Origin of the sequence: Novosphingobium kunmingense (assembly GCF_002813245.1) — a bacterium.
GTDB classification, from domain to species: domain Bacteria; phylum Pseudomonadota; class Alphaproteobacteria; order Sphingomonadales; family Sphingomonadaceae; genus Novosphingobium; species Novosphingobium kunmingense.
In genome coordinates this window covers 299,720-315,584 of sequence record NZ_PHUF01000005.1, presented here as the reverse complement: position 1 = coordinate 315,584, position 15,865 = coordinate 299,720, and the positions used below count along the sequence as shown (strand labels likewise).

20 protein-coding genes are annotated in these 15,865 nt (G+C 69.6%); all 20 read left to right on the top strand.

Annotation, left to right across the window (positions count from 1 at the left end; all coding sequences use genetic code 11):
• Positions 1-44 precede the first annotated feature (44 nt).
• The 20 genes from B0I00_RS14245 to B0I00_RS14155 all read left to right on the top strand — a co-directional run bounded on the left by B0I00_RS14245 (position 45) and on the right by B0I00_RS14155 (position 15,858).
• The gene (locus B0I00_RS14245) at positions 45-554 is read left to right on the top strand and encodes a hypothetical protein (RefSeq protein ID WP_100868062.1); all 510 of its coding nucleotides are present in this window, start codon (positions 45-47) and stop codon (positions 552-554) included.
• Complete coding sequence (locus B0I00_RS14240) at positions 541-1,869, top strand: DNA-packaging protein (protein ID WP_100868061.1); 1,329 nt, start codon at positions 541-543, stop codon at positions 1,867-1,869. Before B0I00_RS14245 ends, B0I00_RS14240 begins: the two co-directional genes overlap by 14 nt.
• Positions 1,870-1,898: 29 nt before the next feature.
• Complete coding sequence (locus B0I00_RS14235) at positions 1,899-3,056, top strand: phage portal protein (RefSeq protein ID WP_100868060.1); 1,158 nt, start codon at positions 1,899-1,901, stop codon at positions 3,054-3,056.
• Positions 3,053-3,361: a DUF6127 family protein gene (locus B0I00_RS17310; RefSeq protein WP_232730264.1), complete on the top strand. Its 309-nt coding sequence runs from the start codon at positions 3,053-3,055 to the stop codon at positions 3,359-3,361. Before B0I00_RS14235 ends, B0I00_RS17310 begins: the two co-directional genes overlap by 4 nt.
• On the top strand, positions 3,358-3,747 hold the full coding sequence (locus tag B0I00_RS17305; RefSeq protein WP_232730263.1) for an HK97 family phage prohead protease: 390 nt from the start codon (positions 3,358-3,360) through the stop codon (positions 3,745-3,747). Before B0I00_RS17310 ends, B0I00_RS17305 begins: the two co-directional genes overlap by 4 nt.
• A 53-nt stretch (positions 3,748-3,800) precedes the next feature.
• Positions 3,801-4,937 carry a phage major capsid protein gene (locus B0I00_RS14225; RefSeq protein ID WP_100868058.1) on the top strand — a complete coding sequence of 379 codons (1,137 nt, stop codon included), beginning with the start codon at positions 3,801-3,803 and terminating at the stop codon, positions 4,935-4,937.
• Between the two features lie 118 nt (positions 4,938-5,055).
• Entirely contained in the window at positions 5,056-5,607 is a 552-nt protein-coding gene (locus tag B0I00_RS14220) for a head-tail connector protein (protein WP_100868175.1), read from the top strand.
• Complete coding sequence (locus tag B0I00_RS14215; protein ID WP_157812578.1) at positions 5,604-5,765, top strand: hypothetical protein; 162 nt, start codon at positions 5,604-5,606, stop codon at positions 5,763-5,765. The genes B0I00_RS14220 and B0I00_RS14215 overlap by 4 nt, the downstream gene beginning before the upstream one ends.
• A gap of 5 nt (positions 5,766-5,770) precedes the next feature.
• Positions 5,771-6,160: a DUF3168 domain-containing protein gene (locus B0I00_RS14210; protein WP_100868174.1), complete on the top strand. Its 390-nt coding sequence runs from the start codon at positions 5,771-5,773 to the stop codon at positions 6,158-6,160.
• Positions 6,161-6,200: 40 nt separating this feature from the next.
• Positions 6,201-6,608, top strand: a complete 408-nt coding sequence (locus tag B0I00_RS14205; protein WP_100868056.1) for a phage major tail protein, TP901-1 family — start codon at positions 6,201-6,203, stop codon at positions 6,606-6,608.
• A complete protein-coding gene (locus tag B0I00_RS14200; protein WP_100868055.1) occupies positions 6,605-6,940 on the top strand; it encodes a gene transfer agent family protein in 336 nt (111 codons plus the stop codon). The genes B0I00_RS14205 and B0I00_RS14200 overlap by 4 nt, the downstream gene beginning before the upstream one ends.
• Positions 6,937-7,131 carry a phage tail assembly chaperone gene (locus tag B0I00_RS14195; RefSeq protein ID WP_100868054.1) on the top strand — a complete coding sequence of 65 codons (195 nt, stop codon included), beginning with the start codon at positions 6,937-6,939 and terminating at the stop codon, positions 7,129-7,131. Before B0I00_RS14200 ends, B0I00_RS14195 begins: the two co-directional genes overlap by 4 nt.
• The gene (locus B0I00_RS14190; protein WP_100868053.1) at positions 7,124-7,717 is read left to right on the top strand and encodes a tail tape measure protein; all 594 of its coding nucleotides are present in this window, start codon (positions 7,124-7,126) and stop codon (positions 7,715-7,717) included. Before B0I00_RS14195 ends, B0I00_RS14190 begins: the two co-directional genes overlap by 8 nt.
• A gap of 13 nt (positions 7,718-7,730) precedes the next feature.
• Positions 7,731-10,073, top strand: a complete 2,343-nt coding sequence (locus tag B0I00_RS14185; protein ID WP_100868052.1) for a DUF2460 domain-containing protein — start codon at positions 7,731-7,733, stop codon at positions 10,071-10,073.
• On the top strand, positions 10,070-10,891 hold the full coding sequence (locus tag B0I00_RS14180; protein ID WP_100868051.1) for a DUF2163 domain-containing protein: 822 nt from the start codon (positions 10,070-10,072) through the stop codon (positions 10,889-10,891). The genes B0I00_RS14185 and B0I00_RS14180 overlap by 4 nt, the downstream gene beginning before the upstream one ends.
• Positions 10,888-11,301, top strand: coding sequence for a hypothetical protein (locus B0I00_RS14175; RefSeq protein WP_100868050.1), 414 nt, complete (start codon positions 10,888-10,890; stop codon positions 11,299-11,301). Before B0I00_RS14180 ends, B0I00_RS14175 begins: the two co-directional genes overlap by 4 nt.
• Positions 11,302-11,310: 9 nt before the next feature.
• Positions 11,311-13,497 carry a phage tail protein gene (locus tag B0I00_RS14170; RefSeq protein WP_100868049.1) on the top strand — a complete coding sequence of 729 codons (2,187 nt, stop codon included), beginning with the start codon at positions 11,311-11,313 and terminating at the stop codon, positions 13,495-13,497.
• Positions 13,498-13,515: 18 nt separating this feature from the next.
• Entirely contained in the window at positions 13,516-13,971 is a 456-nt protein-coding gene (locus B0I00_RS14165) for a DUF2793 domain-containing protein (protein WP_100868048.1), read from the top strand.
• Positions 13,972-14,176: 205 nt separating this feature from the next.
• A complete protein-coding gene (locus B0I00_RS14160) occupies positions 14,177-15,250 on the top strand; it encodes an OmpA family protein (RefSeq protein ID WP_100868047.1) in 1,074 nt (357 codons plus the stop codon).
• Positions 15,251-15,336: 86 nt separating this feature from the next.
• Positions 15,337-15,858 (top strand): superoxide dismutase family protein, encoded by a 522-nt coding sequence (locus tag B0I00_RS14155; protein ID WP_100868046.1) that lies wholly within the window; start codon positions 15,337-15,339, stop codon positions 15,856-15,858.
• Positions 15,859-15,865 lie beyond the last annotated feature (7 nt).

Genomic DNA, 15,865 nt, shown 5'->3' with positions numbered 1-15,865 from the left:
TCGCTTCCGGCCGACGCGCGTGCCACCTCATCACTGGAGCCTTCATGGCGGACCGATCGAAGACCCGCGCGCGCACCGCCGCGCCGGCGAAGAAGCGCACGTTCAAGCAGTGGTCGCCGGTCTTCCTCGCGGAGCTGGCCATCACCTCCAACGTCAGCGCCGCCGCGCGCAAGGCCGGCGTCCACAGCGCCCAGGCCTATGAGGCACGGCGCCTCCACCCCGAATTCAACCGCGCCTGGCAGCAGGCGCTGTGCGAAGGCTACGACTACCTCGAGATGGAACTGCTCAGCCGCCTGCGTTCGGGCGAGGTCAAGCCCGCCACCGGCGCGAAGCGCGGGGTCCGCGCCTTCGACAACGCCACCGCGTTCCGCCTGTTGTCGGCTCACCGCGAAAGCGCTGCCCGGTTCCGCGCGGTGCGCCACAACCAGGACGCCGAGGCGATCGTCCAGTCGATCAACGCCAAGCTCGACGCGATGCGCCAGCGCCATCTGGCCGCGCTGGCCGATGGCACCGCGGCACATGCCGCCGCAACGGTGATCGATGGCGATCAATGAGCGGCTGCGCTATCTTCGCGATCTGGACACCGCGCCCCGGCTCGCCGCGCTGCGCGCGCTCAGCGAGGCCGAACGCGCCGAGATCCGCTATCACTGGGACCTGTGGGCACGCGACGAACAGCTGCCGCCCGATCCTGACTGGAACACCTGGCTGGTCATGGCCGGGCGCGGCTTCGGCAAGACGCGCGCCGGGGCGGAATGGGTCCGCCACCTGGCCGAATGCGATCCCGACGCGCGCATCGCGCTGGTTGGCGCCTCGCTGGGCGAGGTGCGCAGCGTGATGGTCGAAGGCGAAAGCGGTCTCATCGCGGTCTGCCCGGCCGAGCGCGGCCCGGTCTTCGAACCTTCGCTCAAGCGGCTGGTCTGGGCCAACGGCGCGCAGGCCCTGCTCTATTCGGCGCAGGAACCCGAGGCGCTGCGCGGACCCCAGCACAGCCACGCCTGGTGCGACGAGCTGGCCAAGTGGGACAACGCCTCGGGCCGCGCGGTGCGCGCCTGGGACAACCTGCAGATGGGCCTCAGGCTGGGCGAAGCCCCGCGCGTCGTGGCCACCACCACGCCGCGCGCCGTGCCGCTGCTGCAGCGCCTGCTCGAGGCCAGGGAAACGGCCGTCACCCGCGGCGCGACCGAGGACAACCGCGACAACCTTCCGGCCCGCTTCGTGCGCGACATCCGGCGGCAATACGGCAAGTCGGCGCTGGGCCGGCAGGAGCTGGACGGCGAACTGATCGCCGATATCGACGGCGCGCTGTGGACCCGCGCGCTCCTCGAAGCCTGCCGCGAAGGCACCGCCACGGCCGCGCCGGCGCGCACCGTCGTCGGCGTCGATCCGCCGGCCTCGGCAGGCGGCGACGCCTGCGGGATCGTGGTCTGCGCGCTTGGCGCGGATGGTCTGGCCCGCGTCCTGGCCGATTGTTCGGTCGAACGGGCCAGCCCCGAAAGATGGGCCCGCGCCGTCGCCCGGGCGGCGCAGGCCTGGCAGGCCGACCGCGTCGTTGCCGAGGCCAACCAGGGCGGCGCCATGGTCGCCAGCGTGCTGCGCGCGGCCGACGTGGTCCTGCCGCTGCGGCTGGTCCACGCCGCCAGGGGCAAGATAGCCCGCGCCGAGCCGGTTGCCGCGCTCTACGAAGCGGGCCGCGTGCGCCACGTCGGCCAGCTTCCGCGACTGGAGGACGAGCTGTGCGGCCTGATCGCCGGTGGAGGCTACGAAGGCCCCGGCCGCTCCCCCGACCGCGCTGACGCAGCGGTCTGGGCGCTGACCGAACTACTCCTCACCAACCGCACCCCGCCGCGCGTGCGCCGGATCGCCCCCTGACCGTTCCCGTCCGTTTCGAAAGGCTCCCGATGTCCTTCCTCACGACCATTGCCGCCGCGTTCAAGGGCGGCGGCGATGCCCGCGTGCCGCTGGCGCGCAGCTTCGTCTCGCCCTGGACCTTTGCCGACGCCGCTGCCCGCGCGCCGTTCGAATACACGGGCGCGGTACGGCGGGCCTATCTCGACAACCCCGTTGCCCAGCGCGCGGTGCGGCTGGTGGCGGAAGGTATCGGCGGCGCGCCGCTCGCCCCCACCGCGCCGGCGCTCGAACGGCTGATCACGGCAACCAGCGCCGGGCAATCGCTCTTGGAAACGCTGGCGAGCCAGTTGCTGCTGCACGGCAACGCTTATGTCCAGGTGATGAAGAACGCGGGCGGCACGCCGGTCGAACTGTTCGCGCTGCGGCCCGAACGGGTCACGGTGATCGCCGGGAGCGACGGCTGGCCGACCGCCTATGCCTACCGGGTGGGCGAAACCGCGCTGACCATCCCGCTCAGCGACCAGGACGCCAGCCTCAACCTCATCCACATTCGCGGCTTCCACCCCGGCGACGACCACTACGGCGCGGGCTGCCTTGCCGCCGCCGACCGCGCCATCGCCACCCACAACGCGGCAGCGGAATGGAACCGCACCCTGCTCGAGAACGCGGCGCGGCCGTCGGGCGCGCTGGTCTACGATCCGGGTGACGCGACCCCGCTCGCCCCTGACCAGTTCGATCGGCTCAAGGACGAGCTCAACGCCGCCTATGCCGGCGCGGTCAATGCCGGGCGGCCGATGCTGCTCGAAGGCGGGCTCAAGTGGCAGCCGCTCAGCCTGACCCCGGCCGACATGGACTTTGCCGAACTCAAGGCGGCGGCGGCGCGCGACGTGGCGCTTGCCTTCGGGGTGCCGCCGATGCTGCTCGGTCTTCCGGGCGATGCGACCTATGCCAATTACCGCGAGGCCAACCGCGCGCTGTGGCGGCTGACCCTGCTGCCGCTGGCCGGCAAGATCCTCGCCGCCGTGGCCGAGGGACTGGAGCCGTGGTTTCCGGGCGCGCGCCTCGCCGTCGATCTCGACCGGGTGCCGGCGCTGGCCGAGGACCGCGAGAAACTGTGGGCGCAAATCGGCGCGGCGGACTTCCTCTCGGTGGACGAGAAGCGCGCGCTCCTTGGCCTGCCATCCCGCGATGAAGGGAACATTTCATGAACAGAGACGACATGGTGGCGCGCCTGCTTGCCCAGGCGGCCAACGACAGCGGCGATCTCGTCACCCTGCGCGCCATCGTCGAGGAAGCGAGCGAGCTGGGCGCGCAGCGGACCCTGGCGCGCATGGGGCTCGACGATCCCGACGCGCTCGGCGACTTGAGGGAGCTGCGCCAGCTGCTCCAGGCCTGGCGCGATGCCAAGGCTTCGGCGTGGAAGGCGGCGGTTGCCTGGCTAGCCCGCGGCGCGCTGGCGCTGCTACTGGTCGGTCTCGCCTGGCGGACCGGCACGATGGAGCTGCTGAAGTGAGGCTGGCCGGCTATGCCGCGCTGTTCGGCACCCGCGATGCCGGGCGCGACGTGATCCTCCCCGGCGCTTTCGCCCGCACCCTGGCGCAGCGCACCGATCCCCTGCCGCTGTGCTGGCAGCACCGCCCCGACCAGCGAATCGGCTGGATCGAACGGGTCGGGGAAGACGCGCGCGGACTGCGCGTGATCGCCGCGATCGACAACCCGCAAGGCGGGGCCGCCATGGCCCTGAGACGCGGCGCGGTGACCGGACTGTCCTTCGGCTACCGCGCGCGCTCGTTCACCCGTTCGGCCCTCGGCCGCGACCTGGCCGAGGTCGACCTGTTCGAGGTCAGCCTCGTCACCCACCCGATGCAGCACGGCGCGCGGGTCCACCTGTTCGCCTGACCTTCCCCGCTTCCCCTGCCGGGGGAGACCCTCAACCCATGAAAGGCCTATCCATGGACACTACTCCCTTTGTCGATCCCATCGACGCCTCGTTCGATATCGTTGCCCGCCAGGACGCGGCCGACGCCGCGCTGGGCGCGCTGCGCTCGGACGTCGAAGACGTGAAATCACGGCTCGACAAGGTCGGCCGCGCCGCCGCCCGCCCGGCGCTTGCAGGCGGCGATGCCGCGAGCCCTGAGCTGAAGGGCTTCGTGGAGGGGTACCTGCGCCAGGGCCGCGAAACCGAACTGAAGTCGTTCAGCGGCGCGACCCCTGTCGACGGCGGCTATGCCGTCCCGCGCGAAATCGACGCGCTGATCGCCGCCCAGCTCAAGACGATCAGTCCGATCCGCGCGATTGCGCAGGTCGTCCAGATCGGCAGCGCGGGTTATCGCAAGCTCGTCACCTCGGGCGGCGCGGCCTCGGGCTGGGTCAGCGAAACCGGCGCGCGGCCCGAGACCGCTACCGCCAGGTTCAACGAGATCGCTCCGCCGATGGGCGAGCTCTACGCCAACCCCGCTGCCAGCCAGGCCATGCTCGACGATGCCGCCTTCGACGTCGAGGAATGGCTGGCGAGCGAAATCGCCACCGAGTTTGCCAAGGCCGAAGGCGCCGCTTTCGTCAACGGCACAGGCAGCAACCAGCCGCGCGGGTTCCTTGGCGCGCCGAACGCCGCGACTGCCGACGCGGCCCGCCCCTTCGGCACGCTGCAGTTCCTGGCCAGCGGCAACGCCAGCGGCTTCGACACCGCGCCCGAGCTCAAGCTGATCGACCTCGTCCACTCGCTGCGCGCCGCGCACCGCCAGGGCGCCGTCTTCGTGATGAATTCGAAGACGCTGTCGACCGTGCGCAAGTTCAAGGCCGCCGACGGAACCTTCCTGTGGCAGGCGGGGCTGATGGAAGGGCAGCCGGCGCGCCTGCTGGGCTATCCGGTGATCGAGGCAGAGGACATGCCCGATGTCGCCGCCAACACCTTGCCGATCGCCTTCGGCAACTTCGCCAACGGCTACCTCATCGCCGAGCGCCGCGCGACCACGATCCTGCGCGATCCCTACACCAACAAGCCCTTCGTCAATTTTTACGCAACGAAGCGCGTCGGCGGGCAGGTGCTGGATAGCGACGCGATCAAGCTGCTCAAGATCTCGGCGTAACGCGCCTTCCCGGGTCCGGTCACCCCTTACTCCCAGGCCGGACCCGGTCCTTAGCGCCCGCGCCGTTTCCCGGCGGCGCGGGCACCCCTTTCCCCTTCGTCACAACATGGAGACCGCCATGAAGCGGGCAATCGTCACGCCGGCCACGCTCGACCCGGCGGCTCTCGCCGAGCTCAAGGACTGGCTCGGCATCGCCCAGGGCAGCGACGACGCGCAACTTGCCGCCCTGCTGCGTGCCGCGCTGGACCTGTGCGACCAGTTCACCGGGCTGATGCCGCTGCAACAGGTCTGCGAGGAGGTGCTCGGCGCCAGCGCCGACTGGACCCGGCTGTCCGCCGCGCCAGTCCAAGCGATCACCGAGGTTCAGGGCATCCCGGCCGAAGGATCACGCTTTGCCCTGCCCGCGGCGGCCTATGCCATAGACATCGACGCCGATGGCGCGGGCCGGGTGCGGGTCATGGCGCCGGGATCGGCCGGCCGGATCGCCGTGCGCTTCTCCGCCGGCCTTGCGGCAAGCTGGTCGACCCTGCCCGATGCCTTGCGCCACGGGGTGCTGCGCCTGGCCGCGCACCAGTATCGCCAGCGCGAGGACGCCGGCGCGGGCGCAGCCACCCCGCCCGCTGCCGTTGCCGCGCTGTGGCGGCCCTGGCGCCGGATGCGGCTGGCATGATCGCCGCGTCGAACGCCGCGGCAGTCTTCGCCCGCCTCATCGGCCGGGCCCGCCGGATCGCCGAAGCCGAAGGTGCCAGTCGCAGCCTCGCCCGGCAGGAAGCGCCGCGCCGCTGGCGCCGCGCGAACCTGCTCTGGCCCCTGTTCACGAAAGGATGAGCGCCATGGAACTCGCCCTGCGCAGTTCGCTGATCGACTGGCTCAAGTCCGATCCGGTGCTGTCCGCCCAGCTCAACGCCGTCGTCGAGGAAGCGCCCGGTCGCACCGCTCTCCCGTGGCTGGCGATCGGCGCCAGCGCCTGCGCGGACTGGTCGGTCAAGGACCGCGTCGGCCGCGAGGTGCGCGTCGCGCTCGAACTGCACTGTCGCGGCGACAGCCCCGGTGCGGCCGCCGCCCTGATCAGCGCGATCGAGGCGCGGGTCGCCGCCTTTCCTGCGGTTCAGGCCGAATACCGCCTGGTCTCCACCGCGTTCTTGCGCGCCCGCGCCGAACAGCGCGCCGCGAACACCCGTGCCGTGCTGATCGAATACCGTTTCCGCCTGATGGCCTACTGACCGCCCGCCCCGATCATCCCCGTTTTCCAAGGAGATCCTCATGCCCGCCCAGAAAGGCAGCGCCTTCCTTCTCAAGATCACCAACGGCGCGATTCCCGCCGTCTACCAGACCGTCGCCGGTCTGCGCACCACGCAGATGTCGATCAACGGCGATGCCGTCGTCGTCACCAGCAAGGATTCGGGCGGCTGGCGCGAACTGCTGTCCGGCGCCGGGGTTCGTTCGGTGTCGGTCAGCGCGGCCGGCATCTTCCTCGGCTCATCCGCCGAAGCGCGGGTCCGCGCCAACGCGCTTGCCGGAACGATCGACGATTATGAACTGAGCTTCGAGGACGGCGACAAACTGCGCGGTCGGTTCCTGGTCCAGAAGCTCGACTACGCCGGCGATTTCAACGGCGAGCGCAATTACACGATGCAGCTCGAAAGCTCGGGTCTGGTGTCGAACCTATGATCGCGCCGCCTTCCGCCAATCCCCACCGCGGCGAGGCCGTGCTGGTGGTCGCCGGCCAGCCGCGCCTGCTCCGCCCGAGCTTTTCCGCGCTGGTTGCCGCCGAGGAAGACCTCGGCCCGCTGTTTGCGCTGGTCGAGCGAGCCGGAGCGGGGCAACTGCGCCTTGTCGAGATTGCCGCGCTGTTCTGGCACTGCCTGGCCGAGCGCGGCGACCTGCCGCGCGACGCCGTGGGCGAGGCGGTCCTTGCAACGGGGCTCGCCGGAGCCAGCAAGCCGCTACGCATCCTGCTCGGGCAGATCCTGCAGGGCGCCGCCGATCCCGTCCCTGCATGAGCGCGCAACCCTTCGGCACCGGGGCGCTGCGGTTGAGCGGCCACGCCGCGCAGCTGCTCGGCTGGCGCCCGGCCGAATTCTGGCAGGCGACCCCGGCTGAACTGGCTGCCGCCCTCGCCCCGCCGGCTGACGCGCCGGCACCGCTCAGCCGCGCCGACCTGACCCGCCTGATGGAGCACGACCATGCCTGATACCGGCCCCTCTGGCGATGCCGTCGACAGCCTGCTGATCGATGTGCGCGCCAACACCCAGGGCTTCCAAAGCGACATCCAGGCGATGCGCGGCAGCTTCGACGGCACGCTGGTCGATGGCTTCGCCAAGGCCGGGACGGTGCTCGAACGCGGACTGCTCGGCGCGATCCGCAAGGGCAGCCTGGGTTTCGACGATCTCAAGCGGATCGCCTTCAACGCCATCGACGCGATCGCGGCGCAGGCTCTGAACGGGCTGCTTGGCTCGCTTGGCCGCGGATCCGGCGGAGGCTTGTTGGGCGGCGCGCTCAACCTTGGCGGCCTGCTCGGTTCGATCCTCGGCTTGCCTGGCCGCGCCACCGGCGGCCCGGTGTCACCGCACCGCGGTTACCTCGTTGGCGAGCGGGGCCCCGAATTTTTCGTGCCGACCAGCGCCGGGCGGATCGAGACTGGCCTGTCCGGCCCCGCCCGCGACGTGAAGGTTTCGATCACCATTGCCGCCCCGCACGGCACTTCCGCTCCGCAGGCGTTGCAGCGATCGGGCCGCCAGGTCGCCAGCGCGGTGCGCCGCGCCCTGACCGATTACTGAAGGAATCAACCCCATGGCCTTCTGGCTTTGCCGCAAACGCGAAGGGCAGGACAGCGACTGGATCCAGCGCTTCGACCCGCGCTTCTGGACCGTCAATTTCCCCCGCCCGATGATGGCCGCGCTGACCGCGCCAGCGCCCGATGCGCTGCGCGTCGACGCGACCTTCCTTCGCAAAGGCGATCTTGCCGGGGTGATCTGGGACAGCGTCGACCGGCACGACCACCCGCTCCTCGCCTACGCGACCGACCGCGACTATTCGCGCACAACGCTGCGCTTTCGCTGGCGCTCGGGCGGGATCGTCGCACTCGATGCCCCGAACGGGCCGACCCTGACGATTGAGGGTCGCGATGCCGCCGGCACCCCGCGCACCTGGTACGTGCGGTTGTGGAACTATGCCCAGGGATCGCCGACCGACGCTGCGGTCACCATCGCCTTCTCGCAGCTTTCCGGCGGATACGTCCTGCCGGAAGAGGGCGACCCGGTCCATCCGGCCGACATCGACCGCCTGTTCCTGTCGCTGGTCCCGCCGGGTTATGTCGCGGGCAACACCGAGGTGTTGGCTGCGCCGGCCCAGGGCTGGGCCGAGCTGACCGGGATCGCCTGTTCCGGGCGCGGGGCGATGCTGCCGATCGGCGACGCGATCGTTCCCCCGCACGGGCTGGCCATCGCCACCGGCTATGACGATGCGACCGATCAGGTGCCCGAACGCCTGGTCCGCAACGCCCTGCACCTGGGCTATCGCGGCTCGCTGGTCCACTATGTCGGGATGAGCCACTTCATGCGGCTCGCCGCGCAGGATGGGGCTTTCCTTGTTCCCGGAAGCGGCGATCCGCTGTGCGCGCCGGCCAGGGCTTGGCACCGGGCCTTCTTCGCCGCGGCCGGGGCAGCGGGATTTTCGCCTGTAGCCTCGCTGTCCTACGAACTGCTTGCCCAGCATTGCCCCGATGCCTGGCAGCAGCGCGCCTTCGATGGAACCCCGGCGCGGACCGGGTGGGATCCGCCATCGGCGCTGCTTTCGCCCGCGTCGAAGCCGGCAATGACCTGGCTGCGCGATGTGGCCTCCTCTTTCGTCACGCTGATGGAGGAAGCCGGCGTTCCCGTCCGCTTCCAGATCGGCGAACCGTGGTGGTGGATCACGACAGGCGGCAAGCCTTGCCTCTACGATCCGGCGGCAAAGGTCGCGCTAGGCGGCAACCCGGTCAAGATTGCCGATGTCGGCGATTCGCTGACCGCGCCGCAGAAGGACCTGCTCGACCAGGCGGGCGGCCTACTTGCCGCATCGACCCTGGCGCTGCGCGATGCGGTGCGCGCCGCCGCAGCGCCGCAGCCGGCCGAAGTCGTGCTGCTGACCTTCCTCCCTGGCGTGCTCGACCCCGACCGGCCCGAGGTGGCCCGCGCCAACCTGCCGCTGGGCTGGGCTTCCCCTGCCTTCGACCGCCTGCAGATCGAGGACTACGACTGGCTGACAGGCGGCGCCGAAGCCAGCCGCCGCGCCGCCTATGACGCGGTGACCGAGCGCCTCGGTTATCCGGCAGCCGAGCAAGATTACCTCGCCGGCTTCGTGCTCGATGCCTCGGATGCCGACGCGCTGTGGCGACGGATCGACGCCGGGATCGAGGACGCGACCGCGCGCGGCCATCACGAATGCGTGGTCTGGGCCCTGCCCCAGGTCTGCCGCGACGGATTCACCCGCCTGCCCTCTCCAGTGCACGAGGACGACATGCTGCCTTTCGACGACGTTCCCTATCCGCTCGCGCTGGGCCGCGATGCGACCGTGATGCCCGAATTCTCGACCAGCGTGGCGGTTACGGCGTCGGGCTTCGAAAGGCGAAACAGCCTGTGGTCGAACGCGCGACTGCGCTTCGATGTGGGGCCCGGAATCCGTTCCGAAAACGACCTTGGCGTTCTTCTTGCCTTCTTCCGCGCCCGGCGCGGCGCGGCGCGCGGGTTCCGGCTGCGCGATCCGTCGGACCACAGTTCCAACGGCATGACCGGCCTGCCCACTTCGGTCGACCAGGTCCTTGGCAGCGGCGACGGGCTCACGGCGCGTTTCGCCCTGGTCAAACGCTATGGCGATAACGGCGCCGAACAACTGCGCCGCATTACACGCCCCAAGGCGGACAGCCTCGCGGTCAGCCTTGATGGAACCGCCGTAACGACGGGCTGGACGCTCGATCCCGGCGGCGTTGTCCGCTTCTCCACGGCACCGGCCGAGGGCGTTACCGTCCGCGCCGGATTCATCTTCGACGTCCCGGTGCGTTTCGCCGAAGACCGGCTGGAAGTGTCCGGTGCGGTCTTCGCCGCGGGCGAAGCGCCCAGCGTGCCGGTGATCGAGATCCGCGAGGACGCGGCATGAGCCGCACCTGGTTCAGCCAGCCGCTGGAATGCGTCGCCACATTCTGGCGCGTCGCCCGGCGCGACGGGGTAACGCTGGGCTTTACCACCCACGACGCGGACCTCTGGTTCGATGGAATGCTGCACCGCTCGGCCCCCGGCATGGTGCCCTCGGCCATCCGCCGTTCGGCCGACTTCGAACCCGACAGCGCCGAGGTGCAGGGTGCGCTGAGCCACGATTCGATCGATGCGAGCGACCTGGCGCTCGGCCGTTATGACGGGGCAGCGGTGCAGATCGGAGTGGTCGATTGGGAAACCCGCGAACGGCTGGTCCTCTATCGCGGCACGATTGGCACCGTGGCCGAAGAGGCGGGCGCCTTCACCGCCTCGCTCCAGTCGCGCAAGGCGGAATTGTGGCGCGATCCCGTGCCGCGCACCAGCCCTTCCTGCCGCGCAGAATTCTGTGGCCCGGGCTGCAGCCTGTCGCCGGCGCGCTTCTCGCGCGCGGCGCGGGTCGAGGCTTTCGATACGACTGCCAATGCCGTGCAACTGGCAGGACAGGTCGTTGGCGCCGACCATGCCGGTGGCAGCCTGCGCTGGCTCGACGGGCCGCTGGCTGGGACCCGGGCGCGCATCGTCGCAGCCGGCGCTGGCGGCCTGGTGCTCGACGCGCCGGTCGATCACGCCATAGCGCGCGGCACTGCCGTGCTGCTGCGCGAAGGGTGCGATCGCACGCTCGAAACCTGCGCAGGCCGCTTTGCCAACGCAGTCAACTTTCAAGGCGAACCCTTCCTGCCCGGCAATGATCTCGTCACCCGATATCCCGTCCCCGCGCAATGAGTCCTGACGCGACGGAACTGGCCACGGCGGCCGAAGCATTGGTCGGCACGCCGTTCCGCCTCAACGGGCGCGATCCGGCAAGCGGGCTCGATTGCGTGGGCGTGCTTGCTGCCGCGCTCGCCGCCTGCGGCGTGCGGGCCGATCTGCCCGGCGGATACCAGTTGCGGCAGGTCTCGCTCGACGGATGGGTTCCAGCGCCCGCGAGCCTCGGCTTCGCCGCGGCGGACGCACCCATCCTGCCGGGCGACGTGGTCATGCTGAAGGCCGGGCCGGGCCAGTTCCACCTTGCGATCGCTGCCATCGACGGCGGGTGGGTCCACGCCCATGCCGGCCTGCGCCGCGTGGTGCGCAGCCCCGCCTTGCCCGCCGGCCCGATCACCCATCATTGGCGCGCTCCGCGTCAAGCCTGAGGACCCTTCATGGCAACACTTGTCTTCACCGCGATCGGGACCCTGCTCGGCGGCCCCGTCGGTGGCGCGATCGGCGCACTTGCCGGCCGCCAGGTCGACGCGCTGATCCTTGGTGGAGGCCGTGGCCGCGAAGGACCGCGGCTGGCCGAACTGGCGGTCACCACTTCGAGCTACGGAATACCGATCCCGCGCCACTTCGGGCGGATGCGCGCAGCCGGACAGATTATATGGGCGACCGACCTTGTCGAGCACCGCAACACCCAGGGCGGGGGCAAGGGGCAACCGTCGGTGACCCAATACATCTATTCGGCCTCCTTTGCCGTCGCCCTGTCCAGTCGCCCGATCATGGGCGTGGGCCGCATCTGGGCCGATGGCAAGCTGCTGCGCGGCGCGGCGGGGGACATGAAGGTCGCCGGATCGTTCCGCCTTCACCCGGGCACGGCGGACCAGGCCCCCGATCCCCTGCTCGCTTCGGCGGAGGCGGCAGGCCGGTGCCCGGCCTATACCGGCCTTGCCTATGCCGTGTTCGAGGATCTGCAACTGGCCGACTTCGGCAACCGCCTGCCGGCCCTTACCTTCGAGGTTCTGGCCGATGACGGGGAGCTGACACTGTCTGCGCTGGTCGATCCGGTGATCGAAAACGTCGACGCTGCCGTTCCGCTCGGCGGGGTCGATGGCCTGTCGATGGACGGCGCGCTGATTGACAGTCTCGCCGCGCTCGATCCGCTCTACCCGGTCGATTGCGACGCCTGTGACGAGCAGCTGACGATTCGTCCCGATCGCCGCCAGCCCACGGCCATTGCACTGCCCGAAGCGGCTACATCTACCGAACGGGACGATTTCGGCGGCAATGCCGGCTTTGCCCGCAAGCGCGCGCCAGAGGCCGAACAGCCGGTTGCGATGCTGCGGTACTACGACGTCGACCGCGACTACCAGCCCGGCGCGCAGCGCGCGGGCGGGCGTCCCGCGCCGGGGCAACCGCGTTCGATCGAACTGCCCGCCGCGCTGTCGGCACTTGTCGCGCGCCGGCTGATCGACGGCGCGGCAAAGCGCACGCACTGGGCGCGCCAGACCATATCGTGGCGAGTGACGCAGATCGACCCAGCGGTCCGTCCCGGCGCGACGGTATCGCTGCCCGGCCATCCCGGCCTGTGGCGCGTGCGTGAATGGGAATGGCGCAGCCACGGTGTCGACCTCACGCTCGTCCGGCTGGCACCGGACAGCGCGGGAAGCACATCGGCCGATCCCGGCCGTGCCGTCACCGCGCCCGATCGGCCCCTCGGTCCGACCGCGCTTGCCGCCTGCGAGCTGCCGTGGGACGGCCATGCCGCAACCCCGGTGCCGTTGGTCATGGCGATGGCTACCTCGTCCGAGAGCGGCTGGACCGGGGCGGCGCTGTTTGCCGAACAGGCCGACGGTTCGTTGCATCCGCTTGGACCCAGCGGCCGCAGACGCGCCATCATCGGTACGGCGGTGACGGCGCTGCCGCCTGCATCGCCGCTGCTGTTCGACCGAAAGGGCTTCGTCGACGTCACTCTGGTGGGCGATGACGGGACCCTGCCCGATGCGACGATGCAGCAGCTGGCGACGGGCGCCAACCGCGCGGTTCTGGGCGAAGAGATAATCCAGTTCGGCTCGGCAGCGAAGCTGCAGGACGGGAGTTGGCGCCTGTCCGGCCTGTTGCGCGGCCGCGGCGGAACCGAACATGCGGTGGGCAGCCATGCCGAGGGCGACCGCTTCATCCTCCTCGACGGCGCAGGCACGCCGGTCGATGCCGCGCGACTTGCGCTGTCACCTGCCGGGCGACTGGCGGCGATCGGCCTTGCCGACCCGGCTCCGGTCCTCGCAGCGGTGCAGTTGCGCGGGATCGGATGGCGCCCGCCAAGTCCGGTCCACGCCCGCTGCAACAAGCTGGGCAATGGCGATCGCCTGATAACCTGGGTCCGGCGCGCGCGCGGGGCGTGGGCCTGGGCCGATGGGATCGACACCCCACCGCGCGAACAGGCCGAGCGCTATGACGTAGTCTTCGCCGAAGGGCCCCAAGTGTTCGCACGCTGGGAAACCGACCGGCCCGAACTGCTCCTGGGCGCCGAGCTTGCCGGCTCGCTGCTCGCCCAGGCGCCGCAAGGCACGATCCGGATCGTCCAGCGCGGCGATCGAGCGCCCTCGCTCCCGCTCGCCCTCCCCCTCACCTGACCAGATGGATTGGAACCGATGACCGACATTCCCTTCGACAGCCGCACTGCGCGGCACGAACTGCCGCTGCTTTTCGCCGGTCAGGCCCAGAAGGAAAGCTTCGTGAACGAAGCCCTGGCGCGGATCGACGCACTGCTTCACCTGGCCGTCGAAGCCGTCCAGGCAGCGCCGCCCGACGGTCCCTCAGATGGACAGGCCTGGATCATCGCCCCGGCGCCCAGTGGGGATTGGTCCGAAAGGGCCGGCCTGATCGCCGCGCGCCAGGGCGGGCAATGGCTCTACTTCGTACCGCGCGAAGGGATGCGCGCATTTGATCGCGGCAGCTTGCGCGAACTGGTCTTTCGCAACGGCTGGATTGCCGCCGAGAGGCCGGACGAGGCCATCGGCGGCACGACCGTGGATAGTGAGGCGCGCCAGGCAATCGCGCGCGTGATCACAGAATTGCAGCGGGTCGGGATCTTTTCGTCAAACTAAGGTTTTAGCGCACGGTTCGTCCAGCACAGGGAGACCGGGCAAACGCTGTTCTCAATCGATCTGAAGACACTAGCCGTAGGTCCTTGAAAAAGACCGCGACAATTATGCAACAGGTCGAAGGTTTTGAGCGCTTGCCTCGGGAACTCTATCAAGATAGACGAATTGTACTCGGTGGCTCTAATCCTGAACAAAGGGGAATTCCATAATGCGCAAACTGGTCATTGGGATGGCGCTTGCCTCCACTGCCCTTGCGTCACCGGCACTCGCCCGTGACGACTCCTGGTATATCGAGGCTGACGCCGGTGGGATGATCGTTGAAGATATCACCGATCTGATCGCGCCTGGTGCGGGTACCCTCGACACCAAGGTTGGCTACGATTTTGGCGGTATCGTCGGCTACGACTTCGGTGGTTTCCGCCTCGAAACCGAAGCCAGCTATCGTCGCGCCAACGAAGACAGCGTCGACACCCCGCGCGGCATCTATGAAGGTGCGCAGATCGACGGTGGCGCCAGCGCTCTCAGCTTCATGCTGAACGGCCTTCTGGACTTCGGCGCTGACGACAGCCTGCAGGGCTTCATCGGCGGTGGCGTCGGCGTCAGCCGTGCCAAGATCCAGATGGCAACCCCGACCTATCCGAACATCAACGATTCGGACACGGGCTTCGCCTGGCAGGCTCTGGCCGGCATCCGCGCTCCGATCAGCGACAACGCTGACATCGGTCTGAAGTATCGCTTCTTCAACCAGGACGACATCAACGTCGTGACGGCGACCGGCGGCAACGTTTCGACCCGCTTCCGTTCGCACTCGCTGATGCTGACGCTGGGCTACAACTTCGGCGCGCCGGTTGCTCCGCCGCCGCCGCCCCCGCCGCCGCCGCCTCCGCCGCCTCCGCCCCCGCCGCCCCCGCCGCCTCCGCCGCCGGTGGTCTGCAACAAGGGTCCGTACATCGTGTTCTTCGACTGGGATAAGTCGGACATCACGCCGGAAGCGGCTTCGATCCTCGACAGCGCCGTCACGGCTTACGCCAACTGCGCCAACGTGCCGATCATGCTGGCGGGCTACACCGACCGTTCGGGTTCGACGACCTACAACCAGGGTCTGTCGGAGCGCCGCAACGCCTCGGTCCGCGCTTACCTCACCGGTCGCGGTATCCCGGATGGTGCCATCACCAGCCAGGGCTTCGGCGAAAGCAACAACCGTGTCCCGACCGCCGATGGCGTTCGCGAACTCCAGAACCGTCGTGTGGAAATCACCTACGGTCCGGGTTCGGGCATGTAATCTCGCTTCGGCGAAAAACGAACGAGGGGTCGGAGCAATCCGGCCCCTTTTTCGTTTGAGCCTTATTGCCTGCTTCGGGAGTGTTCATGAGAAACCTGTTCGCCGCATCGCTCGTCGTCCTCGCCTCGGCCTGCACGACGCTTGGAGACATTCCCACAGCCTCGGTCGGCGGCGCGGATCTGAAGCTCTCGAACGGGGCGCCCGCTGGTCGCGCGCTCCTGACGGCGGGCGGTGACAGTCTGACACTGTCGGTTGCCGCCTTCGGCCTGCCACAAGGCACGCACGGCGCGCATCTGCACATGGTCGGCTCGTGCGTGGGTCCTGCCTTCACGACCGCCGGCGGGCATCTCAACCCCGGCGGGCACCAGCATGGAACCGACAATCCGGCCGGGAGCCACCTTGGCGACCTGCCCAATCTGGTCATCAATGCGACCGGAACCGGCACGATGAGCGCGAAGCTACGCGGCACCCGGGCCGAGATCGAGGCCGCCTTGTTCGATGCCGACGGGACCGCCATCGTCATCCATGCCGATGCGGACGACTACAAGACCGACCCCACCGGCAACAGCGGCGGGCGGATCGCCTGCGGCGTCCTTACCCGCAACTGATTGCCGC